The sequence below is a fragment of the Dehalobacter sp. MCB1 genome (assembly GCF_003590275.1).
In the GTDB taxonomy this organism is placed as follows: domain Bacteria; phylum Bacillota; class Desulfitobacteriia; order Desulfitobacteriales; family Syntrophobotulaceae; genus Dehalobacter.
Map to the genome: position 1 here is coordinate 1 of NZ_LXPC01000004.1, position 21,945 is coordinate 21,945.

18 protein-coding genes are annotated in these 21,945 nt (G+C 45.3%); 1 reads left to right on the forward strand and 17 read right to left on the reverse strand.

All coding sequences use genetic code 11. The features are described from left to right. Window positions 1–56: 56 nt before the first annotated feature. The 12 genes from murF to A7K50_RS02200 all read right to left on the reverse strand — a co-directional run bounded on the left by murF (window position 57) and on the right by A7K50_RS02200 (window position 13,353). Complete coding sequence (gene murF, locus A7K50_RS02145; protein WP_020491916.1) at window positions 57–1,466, reverse strand: UDP-N-acetylmuramoyl-tripeptide--D-alanyl-D-alanine ligase; 1,410 nt, start codon at window positions 1,464–1,466, stop codon at window positions 57–59. Then, the gene (locus A7K50_RS02150; protein ID WP_020491915.1) at window positions 1,456–2,934 is read right to left on the reverse strand and encodes a UDP-N-acetylmuramoyl-L-alanyl-D-glutamate--2,6-diaminopimelate ligase; all 1,479 of its coding nucleotides are present in this window, start codon (window positions 2,932–2,934) and stop codon (window positions 1,456–1,458) included. The genes murF and A7K50_RS02150 overlap by 11 nt, the downstream gene beginning before the upstream one ends. Before the next feature lie 77 nt (window positions 2,935–3,011). Next, window positions 3,012–5,069 (reverse strand): penicillin-binding transpeptidase domain-containing protein, encoded by a 2,058-nt coding sequence (locus tag A7K50_RS02155; RefSeq protein ID WP_020491914.1) that lies wholly within the window; start codon window positions 5,067–5,069, stop codon window positions 3,012–3,014. Between the two features lie 47 nt (window positions 5,070–5,116). Next, window positions 5,117–5,641 (reverse strand): septum formation initiator family protein, encoded by a 525-nt coding sequence (locus A7K50_RS02160; RefSeq protein ID WP_020491913.1) that lies wholly within the window; start codon window positions 5,639–5,641, stop codon window positions 5,117–5,119. 21 nt (window positions 5,642–5,662) lie between these two features. Continuing rightward, window positions 5,663–6,601: a 16S rRNA (cytosine(1402)-N(4))-methyltransferase RsmH gene (rsmH, locus tag A7K50_RS02165; RefSeq protein WP_020491912.1), complete on the reverse strand. Its 939-nt coding sequence runs from the start codon at window positions 6,599–6,601 to the stop codon at window positions 5,663–5,665. A gap of 76 nt (window positions 6,602–6,677) precedes the next feature. Next, window positions 6,678–7,115 carry a division/cell wall cluster transcriptional repressor MraZ gene (gene mraZ / locus A7K50_RS02170; RefSeq protein WP_026156382.1) on the reverse strand — a complete coding sequence of 146 codons (438 nt, stop codon included), beginning with the start codon at window positions 7,113–7,115 and terminating at the stop codon, window positions 6,678–6,680. Between the two features lie 175 nt (window positions 7,116–7,290). After that, complete coding sequence (locus A7K50_RS02175; RefSeq protein WP_020491910.1) at window positions 7,291–8,550, reverse strand: patatin-like phospholipase family protein; 1,260 nt, start codon at window positions 8,548–8,550, stop codon at window positions 7,291–7,293. Window positions 8,551–8,745: 195 nt separating this feature from the next. After that, window positions 8,746–8,940, reverse strand: a complete 195-nt coding sequence (locus tag A7K50_RS02180) for a DUF1858 domain-containing protein (protein ID WP_015043552.1) — start codon at window positions 8,938–8,940, stop codon at window positions 8,746–8,748. 98 nt (window positions 8,941–9,038) lie between these two features. Beyond that, the gene (locus A7K50_RS02185; RefSeq protein WP_020491909.1) at window positions 9,039–11,207 is read right to left on the reverse strand and encodes a beta-galactosidase; all 2,169 of its coding nucleotides are present in this window, start codon (window positions 11,205–11,207) and stop codon (window positions 9,039–9,041) included. Window positions 11,208–11,459: 252 nt separating this feature from the next. Beyond that, window positions 11,460–11,882, reverse strand: coding sequence for a transcriptional repressor (locus tag A7K50_RS02190; protein WP_020491908.1), 423 nt, complete (start codon window positions 11,880–11,882; stop codon window positions 11,460–11,462). A 166-nt stretch (window positions 11,883–12,048) separates the two neighbouring features. Then, a complete protein-coding gene (locus A7K50_RS02195) occupies window positions 12,049–12,219 on the reverse strand; it encodes a 4Fe-4S binding protein (RefSeq protein WP_015043555.1) in 171 nt (56 codons plus the stop codon). Window positions 12,220–12,594: 375 nt separating this feature from the next. Beyond that, on the reverse strand, window positions 12,595–13,353 hold the full coding sequence (locus A7K50_RS02200) for a histidinol-phosphatase (protein ID WP_020491907.1): 759 nt from the start codon (window positions 13,351–13,353) through the stop codon (window positions 12,595–12,597). Window positions 13,354–13,702: 349 nt separating this feature from the next. Between A7K50_RS02200 and A7K50_RS02210 the strand changes: the two genes are divergently transcribed. Beyond that, entirely contained in the window at window positions 13,703–14,620 is a 918-nt protein-coding gene (locus A7K50_RS02210) for a Na/Pi symporter (RefSeq protein WP_020491906.1), read from the forward strand. Here the strand turns inward: A7K50_RS02210 and A7K50_RS02215 are convergent. From A7K50_RS02215 to A7K50_RS02240, 5 genes are all read right to left on the reverse strand, one after another. Beyond that, entirely contained in the window at window positions 14,617–16,566 is a 1,950-nt protein-coding gene (locus A7K50_RS02215) for a FapA family protein (RefSeq protein ID WP_020491905.1), read from the reverse strand. The genes A7K50_RS02210 and A7K50_RS02215 overlap by 4 nt on opposite strands. 270 nt (window positions 16,567–16,836) lie before the next feature. Beyond that, on the reverse strand, window positions 16,837–18,057 hold the full coding sequence (locus tag A7K50_RS02220) for an LCP family protein (RefSeq protein WP_243103608.1): 1,221 nt from the start codon (window positions 18,055–18,057) through the stop codon (window positions 16,837–16,839). A 16-nt stretch (window positions 18,058–18,073) separates the two neighbouring features. Further along, window positions 18,074–19,147 carry a selenide, water dikinase SelD gene (gene selD / locus A7K50_RS02225; RefSeq protein WP_083916772.1) on the reverse strand — a complete coding sequence of 358 codons (1,074 nt, stop codon included), beginning with the start codon at window positions 19,145–19,147 and terminating at the stop codon, window positions 18,074–18,076. Window positions 19,148–19,499: 352 nt separating this feature from the next. Then, window positions 19,500–20,945, reverse strand: coding sequence for an L-seryl-tRNA(Sec) selenium transferase (selA, locus tag A7K50_RS02230; protein WP_026156381.1), 1,446 nt, complete (start codon window positions 20,943–20,945; stop codon window positions 19,500–19,502). A gap of 347 nt (window positions 20,946–21,292) precedes the next feature. Further along, window positions 21,293–21,916, reverse strand: a complete 624-nt coding sequence (locus A7K50_RS02240) for an adaptor protein MecA (RefSeq protein ID WP_020491901.1) — start codon at window positions 21,914–21,916, stop codon at window positions 21,293–21,295. Between the last annotated feature and the right edge of the window lie 29 nt (window positions 21,917–21,945).

Sequence of the window (21,945 nt, forward strand, 5' to 3'; positions counted from 1 at the left end):
ATGGCGCAATTCGCCGAAAAGCGGTATTGTGGCCTGCAGACAGACCCGAGAAGAATTCACTCTTCACGCTTCAAAGCGCCGCTTACGCGTTCCATCCTCATGCCGCGAGATCCCTTAACCAATACCCAGACGTCACTGCCCATCTCCTTAATAAGTGACTTCGCAAGCGAAGCGGCCTCAGCGCATTCGCTGCAAACATGAATGCTGGAGGCGGGAAAACCTGCCTCCGAGGCTCCTTGCGCAATATCTTCAGCCATTTTGCCGACCGTGATCAGCGTGTTGATTCCCAGCTTCGCAGCAGTCTTACCTACATCCCTGTGACCGGGGACGGCAGAATCCCCCAGTTCATACATTTCACCAAGCACTGCGATCGTTTTTGCCCCTCCGCTTTCAGCCAGCACGTGCAGTGAAGCTTTCATGGAGGTAGGATTCGCATTATACACGTCATTAATGATCGTACTCCCGAAAACGCCCTGCTGAATCTCGAGCCTCATTTTGGACAGTTCCAGTTCTTCGAGTGCTTTGGCTCCTTCAGCCAGGGATACCCCTTTAGCCAGCCCAACACTCAAAGCCGCCAGTGCATCGAGCACATTATGCTCTCCTGGCAGCGGGAGGCGAACCTCAGCTCTGTCCTCGCCGGATACAACTTCAAAACACGTCGTTAGCGTCCCGGAGCTGTGGATATTGACAGCATAAACATCTGGAGACGCATATTTACCGGAAATCCCGTAGAAGACTTTTTTCACATCAGCAGTGGCTGCCTTGCTGACACTGAACGCATCCTCCGCATTTAGCACGGCTATGCCTCCTTCCGACAGAGCGTCAACCAGTTCCCATTTGGCCTTCGCAATATTCTCCTGTGATCCTAACAACTCCAAATGTGTTGTCCCTATATTCGTGATCACAGCAACCGAAGGGCTGCAAATATCGCAAAGGGCCCTAATCTGCCCGAGTCCGCGCATTCCCATCTCCAGAACCATGATCTCGGTTCCTGCCGGTGCATTCAGGATGGTCAGCGGCAGCCCGATCTCGTTATTATGGTTTTCCAGATTTTTATGAACCTTAAAGCTTTTAGCAAGTACGGCAGCCGTCATATCCTTGGTCGTAGTTTTGCCGCAGCTACCGGTAATCCCAATGACCACAGGATCGAGCGTTTTTCTCCACGCCCTGGCTAAATCCTGCAAAGCCCGTAGAGAATCCTCCACAGCAATGATTGCTTTGCCTGCGGGAATAACCGGAATTCCAAATTCTTTCAGGCTGTGGGTTTCCGCCAGCACAATCGAGGCTCCAGCTTCAAAGGCTTTGTGGATGAATAGATGCCCGTCGGTTTTTTCTCCCCTGATCGCAGTGAACAGCACTCCTTCGGAAGCTGCCCTGCTGTCAATGACGCATCCCTTAAAATAAGCCGACTCCGAACCGTAAAGTCTGCCGCCGAGAATTTCGGCAATCATACCGCTATTCCACATAACCCAATCTCCTAAGAACTTTATCTGCTTCTTCCCGGTCATCAAAATGTATTTTTTCCGTACCGAGAATCTGATAGTCTTCATGCCCTTTGCCGGCGATAAGTACCGTGTCCCCGGAACCGGCTGCCATACAGGCTTCGGCGATCGCACTGCGGCGGTCTTTTATCACCTTGTAATTGGCTGATTTAAGCCCCGGAATAATATCTTTAATAATTTCATCAGGATCTTCAGTCCGGGGATTATCTGAGGTTACGACAATATAGTCACTAAAACGGCTGGCGGCTTCTCCCATGAGCGGCCTTTTTTTTCGGTCCCTGTCACCGCCGCAGCCGAATACTGTGATCAGTTTTCCACCAGTGATTTCTCTGGCCGTACGCAAAACATTTTCCAGGCCGTCTGGTGTATGGGCATAATCGACAATGACCAGAAAAGGTTGGCCTTTGCGAATGCTCTCAAATCTGCCCGGAACCCCTTTGATACTGTGAAGCGCTTGCACCACAATCTCAGTCGGATATCCGCTTTCCAGTGCCCAGGCAATTGCGGCTAGGACATTGTAAACACTGAATTTACCAGGGGTACTGTAAAAAAGTTCGGCGCTTTTCCCGTGAAAAAGCACGTCAAATTCAACACCTCTGTCTGAAAGCCTGATATTCATAGCTCGGTAGTCCGCCTCGTGATCAACACCATACGTGACTACCCTGCAACCTGCCTGTTCTTTCAGAAAAGCGCAGGAGCCGTCGTCAGCATTGAGCACAGCCAGCTGGCCGGCTTTTCCGCCGTTCAAGCCGGAGAAAAGCAGCGCCTTCGCTTTGAGGTATTCCTGCATATCCTTATGGTAATCCAAATGATCCTGGGTCAGATTGGTAAAAATCCCGGCATTGAATACACAGCCGTTGACTCTTCCCAAATCGAGCGCATGCGAAGATACTTCCATCACTGCAATGTCTACATTTTCCGTGACCATTTCAGCCAGTAAATGTTGAATTTCCGTGGATTCCGGTGTAGTATGCTGGCCGGGATATGCGTTACTTCCGATTCTGCTGCCGAGCGTGCCGATCAGACCGGTTTTCTTGCCACTTTGCTGCACAATCCGCTCAATCAGATGCGTCACTGTGGTTTTGCCGTTCGTCCCGGTTACACCGACAAGTTCAAGTCGGTCGGATGGTTTCCCGAAGACCTCACCAGCTAAAAAACCCATGGCCTTCCGGGTATCCGCAAATTTAAGCTGGGGTACGGCTAGCGGCAGGAACTCCTCCACGGCTAACGCTGTAGCGCCGGCCCGGACCGCAGCCTCGGCAAATGCATGACCGTCCGCCTGATAACCTCTAATGCATACATATAGATTGCCCGGAGATACCATCCTTGAGTCATGGGTGATCCCATTAATTACCGTCTGCGTATCTCCAAGCACTTCAACCTGTTTCATAGTGTCAATGATTTCCGCCAGTGTTTTTTCAGAACTAGACACGAGCTACACCTCTTCTCAGCTATCTTACCACAATCATGCTTTTTTTTCTAACTCCATCCGGTTGTGACCTATCGTCTTTATTCGGCCAGGTCCGGATTCAGGCTGATCGGGATCCGCTCTCCCAGGTTTTCAATCGCTTCCACATCCGGGTCACTCACTTCCAGCCAGGGAGCTAAGGTTTCTTTACCTGTTTCCGTTCCGAGATAAAGCAGTACTGTCGAACCCTTTTCCACCTCTGCGTCACCATGCGGGATCTGGTCAATTACAACTACGCCGCTTCCTTCAATTTTCACGTTAAATCCCTGTTTTTTAAGGGCGGTTTGAGCCTCAGCTGGAGAATACCCCAAAACGGAAGGTACTGTGGCGGCTTCTTTGACAGCGGGAAATTCCACACCATAAAGCGGTTCTCCCGGAGTGAGCGGAGCATCCGGATCAGGCTGGACGCCAAGATACTTCAGGGAATCGAGCATAACGCTCGAAAATACCGGGGCTGCCACGACCCCGCCGTAGAACGGGACACCATCAATGATGACCAGAATTGCCAGACGTGGATTATCTGCCGGCGCAAACCCGATAAAAGAAGCAACATATTCCCCCTGAATATAGCCGCCGCTGCCAACTTTCTGGGCTGTGCCGGTTTTTCCGGCTACTCGGTAGCCGGGAAGAAAGGTCCTTCTGCCCGTGCCATTGGTGACGACAGACTCCAGGATTTCGCGCTCGAGCTTAGCCGTATCCTCACTGATGACCCGCCGCACCATCTTCTTCGCAAATGGGACAAGTACCTCACCTGTCGGCACTGTAATTTCCTGAACCAACTGGGGCTCAAGCAGCGTACCTCCGTTGGCGACCGCCGAAACTGCTGTCAGGAGCTGAATAGGGGTAACATTATTGGTTTGGCCAATGGACATCGTAGCCAGATCCAAGGCCGTTGCTTTCTTCTTTTTGGCCAGGATACCTTTCGCCTCTCCGGACATTTCAATCCCTGTCTTCTGCCCGAAACCGAACGCCGTCAGATATTGATAAAACTTATCCATCCCGAGGCGCTGCCCCAGCATAATAAATCCCGGGTTGCAGGAGTTCTCGACAACTTCCACCATGGTTTGAGTTCTATGCCCGCCAGCTTTCCAACAGCGGATTTTTTTATTTAAAATTGTCGCATAACCAGGATCTGTAAAGCTTTCTTTCGGGTTATAGTCACCCTCTTCAATCGCTGCTGCGAGTGTAATGATCTTAAAGGTTGACCCTGGTTCATAGCCATTTTGAATTGCAATATTCCGTCGGGTTGACGCATTGGACGCTTGGTAGTTATTCGGATCATAAGTGGGTGCAGAAGCGATCGCCAGCATCCGTCCTGTTGAAGGCTCCATAACAAGAATCGAGGCATTCTTTGGGACTTTGCCTTCCATGTTGACACCCTGGCCAGCCATCAGTTTAGCCAGCTCTCTTTCGGCAAAGGCCTGAATGTTTTTGTCAATGGTAAGTTTGACTGTATTTCCCTGAACCGGCTGGATAAATTCATGCTGGCCTCCGGGAATTTTTATGCCATTTGCCCCGTATTCGGTAAGGATGCTGCCGGATGTTCCTGTAAGTTCTTCATCCCTGGAGTATTCAATCCCTTCCAGCCCCTGACTATCAATTCCGGTAAAACCTAAAATATGCGCCGCCAGTGAGCCATTCGGATAAAACCGTGTACTGTCTTCGATAATACCGATACCCGGGAAATTTTTCCCGGTGATCTCTGCTGCAGCTTCTGCAGATACTTTCTTTTTGACATACTCGACGGAAGTCCGTTTCGTAATTTTTTGCAGGACCTGTCCCTGGTCCATGTCCAGAATAGCAGCAAGTCTGGCCGCTATTTCATCCTGCCGCTTGGATTTTCTGACTTCGGCCGGAATCGCATAGACCGTTTGGGCACTGACACTCATCGCCAAGATATTGCCGTTGCAGTCTTCAATATTGCCTCTTTTAGCTGCGACCGGAACACCGCGGTAATGCTCAGCATCCGCCAGGCCTTTTAAGAAAGGGCCGTCCCGCAGCTGAACAAACGCGAGCCGGATAATCAGAATCAGCAGGAAAAGGCTGCATAGCCCAAATAATAAGAGAATTCTTTTACGCGTCTTGATGTATTGCACCATAGAAAATCTACCCCTTTTGAACAGAGGTAGATTAAACTCAGGCGACGCTATCTTTGGGTTGAAGCAAAAAAACTAGAAAATATGCTGAATACATTTTCAAATATAGAATTGGCTTTGCCTTCAACCGGCACCGCCGCAGTCTTCTGAGTTTCGTCAACCTCTGCTGTACTCTCAGGCTGGATCAGGCTGCTGGCAATATAGATCGTTCCTTCCGGTTTCTCCATGCCCATTGCCAGGGCAACCTTTTCAATTCTGGAAACGGAGCTGAGCTTGTCGACTTCAACCTGCAACAGATCATTTTCTACGTTCAGGGTCTGAATTTCTTTTTGCAGGGCTTTGATTTCCGCAGCTTTGACCACGGTGATATGTACTGTTTTGGCCCCAATCAGACCGAACATCCCAATAATCCCCAATATGACCAAGAGTGCCATGGCCCGATACTTCAGCATCTGAGAGGTCTTTTTGGACGGGGTGGCTTTTTTGGCCTTTGGCTTGCTCTTATCAAGAACTTGATCATATTCCTGATAGGCAAAGGATTCATTGAATTGTAGTTTTCTCTGTGCTGTTAACATCGTATTCTTCTCCCCTCCTATTTAGACCTTAAGTTTCTCAGCAGTACGAAGCTTAGCACTCCGCGATCTGGGGTTATCATTTTCCTCTTCCCTGGATGGAACAACCGGTTTTTTATTGACCAGCCTCACAAGGGGTTTTGCCCCGCAGCAGCAAACCGGAAGAGCGGGAGGACATGTACATTTGCCCATCCAGGACTGAAATTTGTTTTTGACAATTCTGTCTTCCAAAGAATGAAAGGTAATGACGGCTATTCTTCCGCCATCCTGCAGGCAGCGCAGAGCCTGATCCAATGTTTCTTCCAATACCTCAAGTTCTTTATTTACAGCAATCCTTAAAGCCTGGAAAGTGCGCTTGGCAGGATGAGGTCCTTCTCTGCGGGCCGCAGCAGGGACTGCATTCTTTATGATTTCAACAAGCTGCCCTGTTGTTCTGATTCTATCGTGAGTCCGGGCTTCGCCAATAAACTTCGCAATTCTCAGCGCCCATTTTTCTTCTCCGTAATCCCGGATAATTCCGGTCAGGTCTTCCACACTCCAGCTGTTGACGATTTCTTCGGCAGTAAGCAGTTTTCTGCGGTCCATGCGCATGTCGAGCGCTGCATCCTGCATATAGCTGAAGCCTCTTTCTGCTTCATCCAACTGGGGCGACGAAACCCCTAAATCGTACATGATCCCCGCTGCCGGCAATAAGCTATTCGCTCGAATCGTATCCTCAAGTTCCACAAAGTTTTTTTGAAAAACAGTGACTCTTGGGTCATCGGCGAACTTCATACGGGCATTGGTAACAGCAGTTTCATCCTGATCAAAACATACCAGCCTGCCCGAAGCACTCAACCGCCGGAGCAACAGTGCTGAGTGTCCGGCTCCCCCCAGCGTACAGTCTACATATAACCCATTAGGGTCTGTAAACAACAATTCAATTGTTTCTTGCAGCAGGACGCTTTGGTGTTCAAAAACCACTTAGGGCCATTCCTTTCTTTGCTTTATCGCAAGCGTACCCACTTTTTGTTCAGCCTATGTACGATGGCATATTCTGCTATATCATTAAACCCATTGCAGCAAGGGACTCAGCATCATCTTCATAATTTTGGGCTGCGTTGGTGCTGTATTCTCTCCATTTCAAGGAATCCCAGACCTCGATTCTATCCATGACACCGACAACAACGACATCTTTTTCCAAAAAAGCACGCTCCCGTAAATTTGCAGGTACCAAGATCCTCCCCTGTTTATCAAATTCGCACTCGGCAGCGCTTGAAAAGAACAAACGGGTAAATTCACGGGCTCTGGTTTGCGATACCGGAAGCTGTTTCAGCTTCTCCACAAAATCAAGCCATCCATTTTCAGGGTAAAGAAAAAGACAGTCCTCCATCCCCTTGGTAATAAACGACTTATTGCCAAGAAGATCTCTGAACTTTGCCGGTATGATCAGACGGCCTTTATTGTCTATCGTATGGAGAAATTCCCCCATGAACATAATCTTCACCCCACCAGGCACCACTAACTTACCACTTTAACCCACTATACCCCACATATTCTCTATTTTTTTAAGAATTCCTGCTACAAAAAAAAGAAAACAAAAAAAATAGGAATTTAGTCCCTATCTTTCATGTTTTCCTTAATCTGCTAACAAAAAGATCCAAACATAATGGTTAGGTAATGTCCTGCAAATTTTTATTTGGCAGGATCGCAGCAGCAAAATTCTGTTCTTGGAAAAGTTCACGAATCAGTTCCCGCAGAATCAAATTTTTCACCATCTTGGGCAGAACGCCGCTTTGCTTCACGAAAGCAGGCAGGGCGAAGGCTTCCCCGCTGCTTTTTGTTTTCACTTCCCGTAAATTCATACTGATCAATTCCAGAAAATCCTGAAACGAATAGACTCGAAACCTATAGATATCCTGTTCCAGGGCAATAAATTCCAAAAGAGCAATTACCATTTCCTCATAACTTGTTTCTTTTTTCAAATCGAGCAAAACAGCAATCTTCGGTATAATATATTCATAAAGCATCCTCCTGTAAGGAATGCCTTTAAAGCCCAGCTTTTCTCCCAACGCCAAAATTTTTTTCTCACCGAGAGACAGCATCATACGGATAAAAAAGTCCTCATCCCCTGTTGGTTCAATATAATATTTTTGGCCTTTCAGATGCCTGAACTGCCTTATAACATCGTAATAACCAAGTTTAAGATGGTATCTGGCCTGTTCATTGCTGAAATCCAGGATACTGCCAAGTGTCTCGGCGGGAGAAATATATTGAACATGAACCTCCCTGTCTGCAAGCTTTCTGCGACGTCCCAGCGCATTGGTCCTGATAGCAATGATTTCTTTGAAACCTTTGCCCACCAGCATGTTTAAAGGCAAATTGTCATAGAAACCGCCGTCAAGATAGTGTTTTCCGTCGATTTTTTCTTGCTGAAAAGCAGGAAGGTTTGAGCTTGCCAGTAAATACTCTACAACTTTGCCCTTGGGGATATCCTCGAGAAAAAATTCCATGGGTTTCATATCCGACAGGGAAACCGTCGTAAATCCGAACAACATTTTGGATTCTCTAAGCTTGTCTTCATCCACGATTTCCTGAAGCAGTTTTCTGATGAATGTGATATCCAGGCCTTTGCTGGAGGCAATCTCCTTGGCCTTTTTCATGTAGTAAAGCAGTCCGTCATGAGATATGTCCAACTTTTTAAGTTCTTCCAGCCGTACTTCTTCGATATCAAATACCTTTGAGGGAGACATCTCATACCACAGCTCATACGCTTTATCCAGTTCGTCCTGAACAATCATCGCCCCATTCAGCGCCCCAATGGACGTACCGGCCACTGCCCCGTAGCTTATGCCCAATTCCCGCATCGCCTTGCAGGCTCCGATCTGATAGGCGCCTTTTGCACCTCCGCCTTCCAAAACAAGACCGTACATCCTTCCACTCCTTCACTCCAACTCCTGAAGTTAATACCAGATAAGGAAAACCTAATCGATGCCAAACCTTTAGCGGCAACCTCACCTGCTCTTATTTCTACAAAAATGCTTACACTTTATGATACACTAAAAAAGCCCTGCGGAATATACCGCAGGGCCTTGTTATTGTGAGAATGATCGGGGTACTTGGAGTCCTTACTGTCCGACAGCTTTGTTAAGTTCTGCCACCAGATCATCAGGGTTTTTGCCATGCGTGATCGCAGCGCCTTCAACACTCTCCCTTGTTGCGGATGGGCATCCCAGGCAGTGCATACCAAGTGCCACAAAAATTTCTGCAGTTTGCGGGTATTGTCTAAGAACCTGGCCGATAACCATATCTTTCGTGATCATTTGATTTCCTCCTGTACAAGTTAGTTCAATGCTATTATAAAATATTTCATTATAAGAAGCAAACAAATTCATCCACGATTAGAATTTAGAAATAGATATTAAAATAATTGAAAAGAAAAGTCGATGTTAGGCAAGACCATTTGAATCAGATAGGAAAAATCCTGGTAATGCCATAAACACGTGATCAGAATGCCAAAAAAGACTGTAGCTGGAACGATCAGCAGGCGTGAGTGTTTCCCACCGGCTTTCCAGGAACCCCTGATCCTGGCAGGCAGGAATATAACAGACAGAAGGATATATGTCGCAATCGGAAAATAGTAAGGCATGCCGTATATCGTCAACACAAAAGCAACACCAACAAGAACAATCCAGCCGTATTTTCTTTCCATCCAGCACGTCAGCCCTAACGTCCCTGGATTTTGAGGGAAGGCTGAAGCTGCAACCCCAACCTGCAGTAGTCTTAAGACAATCAAAAAGAAGGAGATAAGAATGCAGACAAGTGAAAACGGAAGATCCTGTACTTCCTTAAGCCAGCTGAAGTCATAAGAAATCCAGGGCGGTATGGTATCGACCGACAAATTAAAAAGCAGAGAAGTAATAATCGCTCCGAACGTTCCCATGCGGGCCACAAGTGACAGACAACACCAAAAAAAAGCTCTGCGCACGGCCCTTTTGGGTAAATCGTTAAACAGCTCCTGGTATTTTAATTTAATCGAGAAAAAATTTTGGGCACTCAAAAACACGAGACAGATCAGCCATAAAATTACGGCCACTTTCTCCGTTTTCCATTTGGAATCTGATGGTTGTACCACCCCGGTTGACTCATCGGAATAATAAGTCAGATTTCCCCATTCGCCTTGTAATCCTTCAGGCAGGATCAAAATATTCTCTGTTACGCTTGAATCGACCGGATCTTTCGGAAGTGAAAGTTGATACTGTGAAAAGCCGAAAATCATATCCCCTGTCTTCTGAAGGTATTCTGAGGAAGCTGCCGAATTATCAATGCCTTTGGCAACTGTCCAGGCTAATACCGACGGATGCTTTGCCGCAATGGCAGCAAGATCTTCAAAAATAGCCGGATCCGGAATTTTAGACGATGCCATGATACCGACAGGCATCTCCAGCCATACGCCCACGCCAAACTTGTCCGCAGCATACAGCCAGCTCTCATCCGGAAAGAAGCCCATAAAGTAGATGACATGATAGCCGCCGGACTTAAGGTTTTTCAGAAAGGTCTCCGTCTGACGCTGATTTCGAATTGTGTAATCCTGTTCCTGGGAAATGATTTGACCTCGGACATTCAATGCCGTACCGTTTATTGTCCATTTTCCGTTTGTTGTGCCCAACTGACGGATCCCGACCGGGATCTGAAGACTGTCATAGCCTCCGCGGCTATTGGTAATATTCAAATTAAGTTCATAAAGAAAAGGATCTTCCAGACTCCAGAAATGTGCTGTCGGTATCTGAAAAACCAGCTCCGCGTCTTGCTCAAATCTACTATTGGTACTTAGCGGAAGCACACATTCAGCGAGCTTCTGCTGATTAACAATTAAAGCTCCGTTTAAGACCCAGGGTCCTTGCTCTAGCATATCGTGATGCTTGATCTTCACACGTGCCTTCACTTGCTTTTTCACTGAATCATACGAAACAGCTATACTCGATAAATCAATGGTCGTTTCCGATACTGCCTCCAGGCGTACCTGACCAGTAATTTTTCCTTGTTCCGGCCATAACCAGCCAAAAATTCTGTTCTGCTGAACGCTGTTCTTCTCAGTCTTCAGGTATAGCGTGTTTTCCTTGCTAAAATCAAATCTAGAGGCAGGAAAGTTTAAGATATATACGCCGCCGTTTCCTTCAACTTCACCGATCAAATTCACATCATCAATGCCATTTAAGAATACGCTGACTTTTCCGTTTACCCCTTCTAGAACCAGCTGAGCCGTCTTGTAACTCCATTTGCCGGTAACAGAAAACTTTTTAGCGGCAACATCGAACCCCTGACTCGAAGGTATAATCAAATCCTTGGCCTGATTGAGGTCCAAGACATCAATCCCGTTATCCGTTGCCTCATTTTCATAGATCAAAGCCTGCCTTAAGCTTGAATAGCTATTCCATTTTCCGCCCAAATCCTGCGCAATCCTGTATGGCTTAGTGACCGGATTATCACTATATAGTTCAACACCCTGAATGTTTCCCCAGCATATGGATACTGCAAGAGCAGCTAAAATAAACATCGAAACGAGTATGATGGTAAATCTCTTAAACATAAAACCTCGCAGAATCTTGCATTTCCATATTTATTTCGAGCAAAGCCCTTAAAAAACCTGCAAAAATTTAGAAAACTTGGCTGCCAAGCTTTGGCAGCATTATTTGCACTAAGATTTATTAGAAAGTTATTATGTCCGCGGCATTTGTCCATCCATGAACATCAAAATGCTGATAACAGTCTGAAACTATTATCAGCATCATATTTAGCATTCTCTTGTTTAGAAGTTCACCCCAACATTTAACTAAGAGCCTTATTCTTTGCTGTCTTGACAACCTGGACATACCCCATAAAATACCAGGTTATGGGTATGTACATCAAAGCCTGTTTTAGCAGTGACCATTGCATCCATATCAATCAATGAACTATGAAAATCAACAACCCTGCCACAGCGCGAACACATCACATGATAATGGTTTACCGGATTACCATCAAAACGGCTGGACATATCCCCACAGGGAAGTTCCAGAAGAAACCCGTGTTCCTTGAGCATATTCAGCGTGTTGTAAATTGTGCCCAGACTCACACCGGGGAATTTCGTCTTCACCTGTTTGTAGATCTCTTCCGCAGTGGGATGGGAATCAGTAACCAATAAAAATTCCAAAATTGCCTGCCTTTGGGGAGTAAAGCGTATTCCCTTATCCTTTAATCCCTTTAGAATTTCGACAGCATTCACGACTCTCAATTCCTTTCGTCAATTGTTGGAAAACTTTAAGTTTATATATTATTTGATCTATTTTTAGAATTATTATAATTATTTGTATTATATACCCACCGGACAAATGCCGTCAATAAAAAGAAAGAGCATCCTTCAGATACTCTTTCTTTATTGCCGTATTTAATTATCCTTCAATAATTGCACCTGAAGGACAAGCGTCTACACAAGCGCCACATTCTGCGCAGGTATCAGCATCGATGACATATTTGCCGTCGCCTTCGCTAATAGCTCCTACTGCACATTCGTCGACACAGGATCCGCATGTTGTGCAGTCGTCAGTAATAACGTATGCCATAGTCCCAACCCCCCTTTTCCTATCTCACCAGCAACTATATCAAAGTGCGGACAAAAAAACAAGTGTATTTTTGGGCTAAGCTATTTTTCGGAAAGAAAATGATTGCCATGCAAACCTTCAAATATTTAAGGTATTAAGGCCTGTATGGCACCTTGTATAATCTCCTCAGGCAATAAGAACAATATGGAAGCATCCGGTTGCTGACGTGGTTGCGGCGAAATATGACCCTGGAAATATCATCATGTTCGTGTCCGCAGGAACGGCATCTTTCAATCATTGAATTTCCATCTCCCGTTTGTGTTATTGTGAACAAAGAAAGCAATTAACATTAACGTCACTATTGTTTAGTTCTATTATTCTCCAATCAACCTCTTTTTAAACATTTAAAGCATGAGGTTTTTGCCCAGCAAACCCGGTTAATTCTTTTACGCCAAATAGTTTTAACTGCTGGACAACCTCTTCAAGATCACGTCCTACCATACTTGGTTCATGTGCATCTGAGCCTAGGGTGATTGGGATGCCCATCTGGTGAATTAGTTCAAGAAGTTTCGACTCCGGATAAAATTCCTGCACAGGCTTATACCGTCCGTTGGTATTAACTTCGATGGCCAGTCCTTGCTTCCTGATGGTTTCCAACGCCCTAGCTGCGAGGATTCTTACGTCTGTCTGCGGTCTCATTTTGAACAGTTTGATCAAATCAAAATGCCCAATAATCTGAAACATTCCGCTGGCAGCTGCTTTTTCCACCAGCGCGAAGTACTCCAGATACAAGCTGTCAGGGTTCCGCCTGAGATGTTCTTCTTCTTCCTCGGGATAATCGAAGAACCATCCGTTAATTTCATGGACAGAACCGATCGTATAGTCAAAAGGATATGAACTGATCCGTTTACGGATTAGTTCTTCATTTTCTTCCCGATAGTCGACCTCAAGACCTATTCTCACCTGCAATTCAGGATACTCTTCGGCGACTTCCCTAATCAGATTCAGGTTTAGGTCATTCCAGTACATATCATGATCGGCAAAACCGATCTGAATTAAGTTCTTTTTTTTAGCCTCGTCAAGAAAAAGACGGATATTTCCCCTTGTTGCTTCCCGGTCAAGATGCCCGAGCAAATGAACATGTAAATCAAGCATAACCTACCTCGTAACCTTTAATATTTTTTTAAACCTTATGATCTAATGATTCATTCTAGCTAAAGATTATCCGGCGGAATATGAAACATCTGTATGCAACCTATTTTCCATAAAAAGTGCCAAATTCCTGCAAAAAACTTTTGCATAGTTTCTTAGAAAGCGGGACACAATGGTATTAGTCTCACGTTTTCCAATTTTATTCCCACTCCTCTCTTTTCTTAACTTGCGGCAGATGGTCGCAAGTTTTTTTATGGAAACTAATATATTGATTTTTACTTGCATGATGTTCCATCCAGCAAAATAAAATAAACGGAGTGGTTTTATTCTGTGAATCTACGAGGAGTTGTTGATGCTTGTCCCCGTCTGTTTTACTTTTTTAGGCCTGATGCTATTATTGACAGGAATAAAAATTCTTAGAGATGGCCTGGAAAAATTCACGGGGTCTTATTTTCAGCTTGTTCTGAAGAGATTCACTGAAACCACCGCGAGGGGATTCATCAGCGGCATTCTGGCAACGAGTATCCTGCAATCGAGCACCGCACTGACCGTAATGGCAATTTCCTTTGTTGACGCCGGTTTGTTAAGCTTTCAAAATACCCTCGGACTGATCCTCGGAAGCAATATTGGCAGTACGGTAACTCCCCAGCTTTTGTCTTTGCCGTTCAAGGATTTCGCCATTTGGCTGGTCCCTCCCGGATTTCTAGGGTTCTGGCTGCTGAAAGGCAAAATAAGATTCTTTTACTATGCGTTGGCCGGCTTAGGCTTGATGTTTTTTTCACTTTCCGTTTTGGAATCCGCGATGATCCCGCTTGCCTCGACCTCGTATTTTCAGGAGCGGCTGCTTCATCTGAACAGCAGCTATCTTGAAAGTATTGCAGCAGGTACCGTTCTCTCGGCAGCCCTGCATTCTTCAAGTGCAGCAGCAGGCCTTGTGATGGTTTTAACAGAAAGAGGCTGGCTTGATCTACCAACCTCTCTTGCTTTTATTTTTGGAGCCAATATCGGGACCTGCTTCACCGCTTTGATTGTCTCAACTTTTACCTCAAGATCCGCCCAATGGGTTGCGTTATTTCATGTGTTCGTCAACGTTTTTGGTGTTCTGCTATTTTACCCGCTTCTAGATCCGCTGACTGAGGTGATCAGGTTTCTTGGAGGAGGTCTAAGCCGCCAGATTGCCAACGGTCATACAATTTTTAACATCCTATCTTCACTTATAGTTCTTCCTCTGCTTCCCTATATCAGCCGGTTACTAGTGAAGTCTCGTTAGCGCGTACTGCCGTCCCATCTCAACTTTCCAACCTGAAGGTTCCCTTTGTCCCTGAAAATATCAATTTTTTGAGCTGGTTCATCAATCTTGATCAGCTCTTTGCCGATGAAAATTTTAATATTGGCATGGCAGAACTCGATATTGATATGGCTGTTTTTGGATGCCTTAATTGTCGTGGCACTGATATTCGAGCCGCCAAGTTCCCAAATGTAAAGATCGCCTGAGCAACTGATCTCACCGCCACGGCAGACACCATGGATTTTAATTCCGCCTTCAATTTTCAAAATGGAATTATACACGCCTTTGTGGCAGAAAAAATCGCCGGCGCAACCGATTTCAGAATTTTGGACATAACTAACATCGCAGAGAACACTTACTGAGGCTGCCAGTCCCTTGGTGGCCATGAAGAAGCCTATAATCTTCAGAGCATTTTTAAGGTAAAGCGTATCTTTAAGCTGAAGGGGTCCCAATCCGATCATAAAATGTTTCATTGAACGTATCGCCAGATCAAGCTCCTGGGACACAAACCCGGGTTCCTGACTGTTAAGCAGTCTCTCCAGCTCTTCAACTTTTTTGGGCAATTGCTGAAAATTTTTCTCGAGGATGACCTTAAAAAGTTGGCCAACACTCGTATTAGTGGATGCTCCCTGTAGCTGCTCAATCTGATGAACACAGAGCGTAAGCTCTTCACTGACTTCATGCATGGTCTTGATAAACTCAGAAATGGAGACATGTTTCTCTCCCACAAGTATCTTACTGGCTATAATATTATTTCTTACGACCAGTCCCGTTTCTGCTTTAATATCAGCGCCAGAGACAGAACCCTGTACTTTGATTGTTCCAGAGGAATGAACATACAGTCCGTCCGCAACATTACCCCCGATAAAGACATCGCCTGGGAAGTCGATGCTTCCGGTACTCAGATCAACATCTTTATTCAAAATAAACGCGTTTTCAACCAAGTATGTATTTTTATTGACCCTTACCGGTGTACCGGAACAAGACGCTTTAACTTCCATATTCTCAGTCAGATAGACATTCTTCTTCAGCGTAATTATGAAGTCCTTGATTTTATCAACCTGAGTAGCTTTTCCGAAAATGTTTGTACCGGGGATCCCTTCTTTTCCCGGGATTTTCCTGGCAAGAGTATCATCCTTCTGACAAAGGACAATTTTACAGGCGAAATAATCAATTTTGTCTTCATTACTTTCTTCATTCTGAAATACTGGTTCGCCAACATAGTCGATTAACTGAGGCTGAACAGTTGGAATCGGCAGAGTCGCTTCAGCGATGACAATTTCACTTTCTCCATCGACGTCCATAAAATTCGCCCAAAGATTGCTTTTTATTCCATGAACAATTCCACTTTCTTCAATTTGTTTCAACAGGTCTGCTTCCGTTGGCAGCTCATCAGGTTCAGGAAAAGCATCCCAGGAGACATGTTGTTCCAATACAAGCTGCGAATAATTTGGAAGAGAATTGGTCAGGACAAATTTACCCGCACGGGCATGTCTGACTCTCGCGACAGCTTTGCTGCCGTCCGGCTCGACTGCGATTTGCCAAGATAGTTCACCTTGCTGGACCAAAGGATAGAATTCAAAGGTATCACCTTTATTAACAGGCATTTCGTATGCAATTTCGTTGCCCAGCATAAATAATTTTCCGGCTTGCGGATAAGGAATGATGCTTTGAACCTGTGATCCGGGATAAATCGTATATCTGACTTCATCCCAGACGACCCGCGTATCTTCCTCTCGTGCGTCTTCCTGAAGAATATCTTGTTTGACCGGTTCCGACAAAATTACGTTTACCTTATAGAGCCGGTTGAAGACTCCCGGTTTCTCTATGGTTTCTATCTGCAGCTCTTTAGGATCACAGCCCCATTCCTGAGACCATTTCTCTCTGATCTCTTCTAACGTTTTGCCTGTTGCAATCATTTCTTTCATGGTCCGCACTCTCCTTAAACAACCTGGGAAAATAATCTCATTTAAAAAAACAAAGCACATAGGACTTTAGTCCTAAAAAATCGCATATGCATCATAAATCATCAAAATAATAATGAAAATAAGCCCAAAAATTATCTGCAAAATCACATTTTATTTAAAAAAAGAATACTGTAATAGCATAATTACAGTATTTTATGACTGTTCTCTCTCATTTTACTGACTATTTCGATATTTGTCTACAGGAGAATTATTCAGGAATAATTAATAGCTTTATTCCTTCGTCTTGTTATCTGAAGAATTGTGATTGTTCAAATTGTTTTCATCCCGACCCAGGCTATTGCCCTGGTCTGGGCTATCCGTATCCTGACTAATATCTGTGCCGGTTCCGCCATCCATTCCTTTACTTCCGTCATTCAGTTCTGTTCCGGATGATCCTTCACCGCTCCCGCTCGCACTACCCGAGTCATCGTGGCCTGGAGATGCTGTACCATTTGGATCGGAAGTACTTCCGGGAACCGTGACATGTGCCTGGAGTTCTGGGCTCAGCAAGTCAATGACTGTCCCGTCGATGGTCATATCCGTGGTAATCCCGAGCAGAAGATTTTTAGCCACTTGTTTGGCATGGTCCGGATTGACTTCCCAGTAACTGATATAGTCAAGATAAAGCCCATAGCCAGGCAGTGTTTGATTCACCATGTTTGAGCTGTCGAAAGCTGCGGCTGCCTTAGATAGTCTTAGAATATCTGCGAGTTTCAGATCCGTTTCAACAACCTCATTGATTTGAGGAATAAGCTTGGGCAGTTTAATAATGGTTGAGGGTTGCAAGACTGCTTTGGCCACTGCTTTCAAAACCTTCTGCTGACGCGCAGTTCTGCCGATGTCTGCGGAGCTGTCTCCCCTGAATCTGGCATACTGGAGCGCCTGAGTCCCATTCAGATGCTGCTCTCCAGCTTTCAGGTCAATCACGCCGTCAACTTCGTCTCCAGTCTCTTTGTACATATCCATTTCAACATCAAGTTCGATTCCACCCACTGTGTCGATAATACTTTTAAAACCATCAAAATTGGTTACGACATAACCGTCAAGCGGTATGCCCGTCAGTTCGGTAACCTCATCCATCAGCTCAGTAATTCGTCGATACATCACGACCGAATTAATTTTAACGTAAGAATTTGATCCGGGAAGGCTAACCCTGGTATCCCTGGGAATGGACAAAAGAGAAATCAATTTCGTATCAGGATCCACACTAGCAACAATAATCGTATCCGTATTATACGAAGTCTGTCCGGGCCTTTTGTCTGCACCGATTAACAGGAAGCTTATCCGTTTGTTAAGAGAGTCCGTACTTGAGTTTTCTGTACTGTCCCCTGTACCTGTACTTCCTTGATTTAAGAACAAGTAGCCAAAGGCAGCCGAACCTGCAATAATTCCTGCGAGCAAAACTGCAATGATCGTAAAGGCTTTCCTTGTTTTATTTATTTTCTTCCTCAAGTCTGTCCCACTCCATTTATCGTAGTCTTGCCAAAGGCATGGTTCCCCCGCCGATTAATACTTTTCCGGGTTCTCCCTTCGATACGCTGCCAATGATTTCGACAGGATGCACATTCCTGTTATGACATTCCGTAATTAGCATTTCAATTTTTTCTTTAGGCACTGCCAGAAGCAGGCCACCCGAAGTCTGAGCATCACCGAGAATCAGTTTCCAGTCCAGACTGCAGTCCACTTCCAGATAATCCTCAAGATAAATCAGGTTGGATAACGTTCCTCCGGGGATTGTTCCTTTTTCTAGACAGTCCCAGGCACAGCCCAAAACCGGAACATTCCCAGCAAAGATCTCAGCCTGCATACCACTGGCTTTCATCATTTCGTGAAGATGGCCTAATAGACCAAAGCCGGAAATATCCGTACAGGCATTTACTCCGATCCGAACTGCAATCTCCGACGTTTCTTTATTCAGCCGTGCCATGACCTCAATAGCTGCTTTCTCGTCAATTGCTCGGACAATCCCGTTTTTTATCCCAGTCGTGATAATCCCAAGTCCCAATGGTTTTGTCAGAACGAGCAAATCGTTTTCCCTAGCGCTGGAATTAGTCAGCACTCGGTCAGGATGAACAATGCCTGTTACGGATAGACCATACTTTGGTTCAGGGTCATCGATCGAATGTCCACCGATGATTAAGGCTCCGGCTTCTTCAACTTTGTCTTTTCCCCCTCTTAGTATCTCCATCAATATGCTTTTGTCAAGCTTATCAATCGGAAAAGAAACAAGATTAAGTGCAGTCAGCGGACGCGCACCCATGGCATAGACATCACTGAGGGCGTTGGCCGCGGCAATTTGCCCGAAAGAATATGGATCATCAACGATCGGAGTAAAAAAGTCAACTGTCTGAACAATTGCCTGATCGTCATTAAGACGGTAGACACTCGCATCATCTGACGTATCAAAGCCGACCAGAAGATCCGGGTTGGATGTTTGTTTTGGAAAGTGACACAAAACTTGTGCCAGGTCGCCAGGACCAATCTTGCACCCTCAGCCAGATTTGCTTGAGTACTGCGTCAGTCTTATTTTGTCGCCGGACATTGCTTTCCCTCCTTTCGTTTTTTTCTTTGTTGTCCACTTTGTTTTTCCCAAAAGCAATTATAGCACAACATGACCTGCAGACCTACCTAGAATTCCGTTTTCAACAAAGGTGTCCTATGCTTTGACGCATTCGACCCTAGGCACATCTTGTGCCGTCAGTATGCCCTGCTTGATGCTGGAACTGTAGAATGCAGACCTAATACGGGTTAACGATTAAGAATGTCATAATATTTGAGTAGCAATTTTTAATACGTATACTAGTAAAACATTCATAGGATAACCATACACATAGGATAACCATACAAGTAATTAGCTACATTCTGGCATTGTAGCATGTGGTACTTGTCTCTTGTTACTGATTCCACTGCCGAAGACGGTCTGTCATCACCTGATAATCCTCCGGCAGCAAGGTTCGGGGGTCAAAAAACACTGCATCTTTCACAATGCGTGCCAGAATAGGAACCTCTCCCTGCCGCAGAAACCTTTCGAGATCAACAACTGATCCCTGCTGAGGCTTTACCGCACATACGTAAGTTGGAAGCTCCGCCGTCGGAAAAGCCCCGCCTCCGACGCAGGATTCAGCGTCCATGACTTGTATTTCTAAACCGGGCAGGCTAGCAAGCATTATACTTAGCTTTAGCGCGTCTTTTCGAAGATCATCTTTTGTACGGGAAAGCATATTCCAGACAGGTATCTTACTGATTTCCCCTCTCTGATAGAAACGGAGCGTTCCAATCAAGGCAGCCAGAACCAGTTTATCGACCCTCAAAGCCCGGGTAAGCTGATTTTTTTTCAAGCGATCAATCAGTTCCTTTTTGCCGATAATAATTCCGGCTTGAGGGCCTCCCAAAAGTTTATCCCCGCTGAAAGAAACCAGTGAAGCTCCGCTTTTCAGCGTATCCTGCACCGTCGGCTCCTGCGGAAGACCATATTCCGATCCATCCAGGAAACTGCCGCTGCCGAGATCTACGACAACCGGAATCCCCGACTCTTTACCGAGCATCACAAGCTCATCAACTGGAACTTCATGCTGGAATCCCTGAATTCGATAATTACTGGTATGTACTTTCAGCAGCATCGCCGTCTCAGGACCGATCCCCTCTTGGTAATCCTTGAGCCAGGTCTTATTCGTTGCTCCGACTTCCACCAGTTTTGCCCCCCCTGCTTTGAGCACTTCAGGAATCCGAAAAGATCCGCCGACTTCAACCAGTTCTCCGCGGGAAACAATGACTTCTTTATGAAGGGCAAAAGTATTCATGATTAAAAGTACGGCGGCGGCATTGTTGTTCACAACAAGGGATGCTTCCGCCCCTGTCAGTTCTGTTAAAATTTTTTCTACATGGCTGTACCTCGAACCGCGATCACCGGTTTCAAGGTTAAGCTCAAGATTGCTGTAAACAACAGCCTGTTCCGCAACATAGGCAGCGGTTTCCGGAGCAAGAAGTGCGCGTCCGCAATTCGTATGCAGAATTACACCTGTAGCATTGATAACTCTCTTCATACTTCCGTAACCTCTCAATTCTGCCCGGATCTCCTTATACAACCATGCTCGGAAGAATGGTATGAATTCTTCAGGCTGACAGTATAAAAAATTCTGAGGCTTTATCGTTTTTCCACTATTCAATTCTTTACTATCGTGATTCAGATCATCCAAAAGAATCTTTCTGCCCTTTTCCAAGGCTTTCCTCACAGCCCAGGTAATTGCCGAAAGTTCATAGCCGCTACAGGCACCAGTTTTTACTAATTCGGCAATGACCTCATTTACTGGGGGAAGAAGACGCAGTTTGCTGTTTTTCAAAAAAACACCCCGAATTCTGCAATCTAAGACAAAATGTTCATTCTTACTCGCTTGGTTTTTTTCAGGATTTCGACAAGCCGGATCGTTTAATATTAATATAATAACATTTTAGCCCACTTAAATAAATCCAAGGGGGAAAGGCAATGGAGCCGTCCGAAACAAAAATATACAACTTCTGCATGTTACAAACAAAAAAAAGATCCAAATGCATTTTCTGCAATGGCGAGGACCAGCTTCTATTGTTTAAAAAGCAACCCGTCTGCCCAGATTGCCTGATCAGTATCCGCAAGCTCTATAAGGCAGGCCATTTCAATTCTACTGGCTAGTATCCAAAGCAAAAGGAGCTGTTAGCTCCTTTTCTTTTTCTCGAGGCGTTTTAAGATTCTTACGGCATCTTCCTCGATAATCATTTCACCGTGCTCTTTGAGAAAAGTATCCGTGGTCATGACAGATTCCCCAAATTCGTCCAATATCGCTTCAGCCAGTTTCTTTTTACGCGGGTTTCCAATATTGCTGATTGTCAGGTAATATTCGCTCTCATATTGGAACAATGCGGATTGAAGCTGGAGAATCCCCGGCAAGAGACGGACTGCGGAAATAACATCCTCGAATTCTTCAAACAAATATACCCATTGTTTTTCAGACGCAAATTTCGGAGAAGGGCGTGGATTCTTCTTCTTTTCTCCAAATGCGGTCTGAATAATATGGTTAATTTCCGCATCAATTTGTTCTTCCTGCTTAATTACCGTTATGACAAATTCATCTTCTGAAGCAACAGTAGCCTGGATCCAGAAAGGCTGATCTAAACTAAAGTCTACTTCATCTCTGGCTTTTGAAATCAATTCCCAAAAAAACTGCTCAGTTCTCGCGGAACGTTGAAACAAGTCAGCAAGAGATATATTGCGATCTGCGAGCTCGGTAAAGGAGATAAAAATGCGAACCGTATTGTCATTTACCTTAAGAATACGCATAAGTTCTACCTCTCCTTTCCATGGATCTG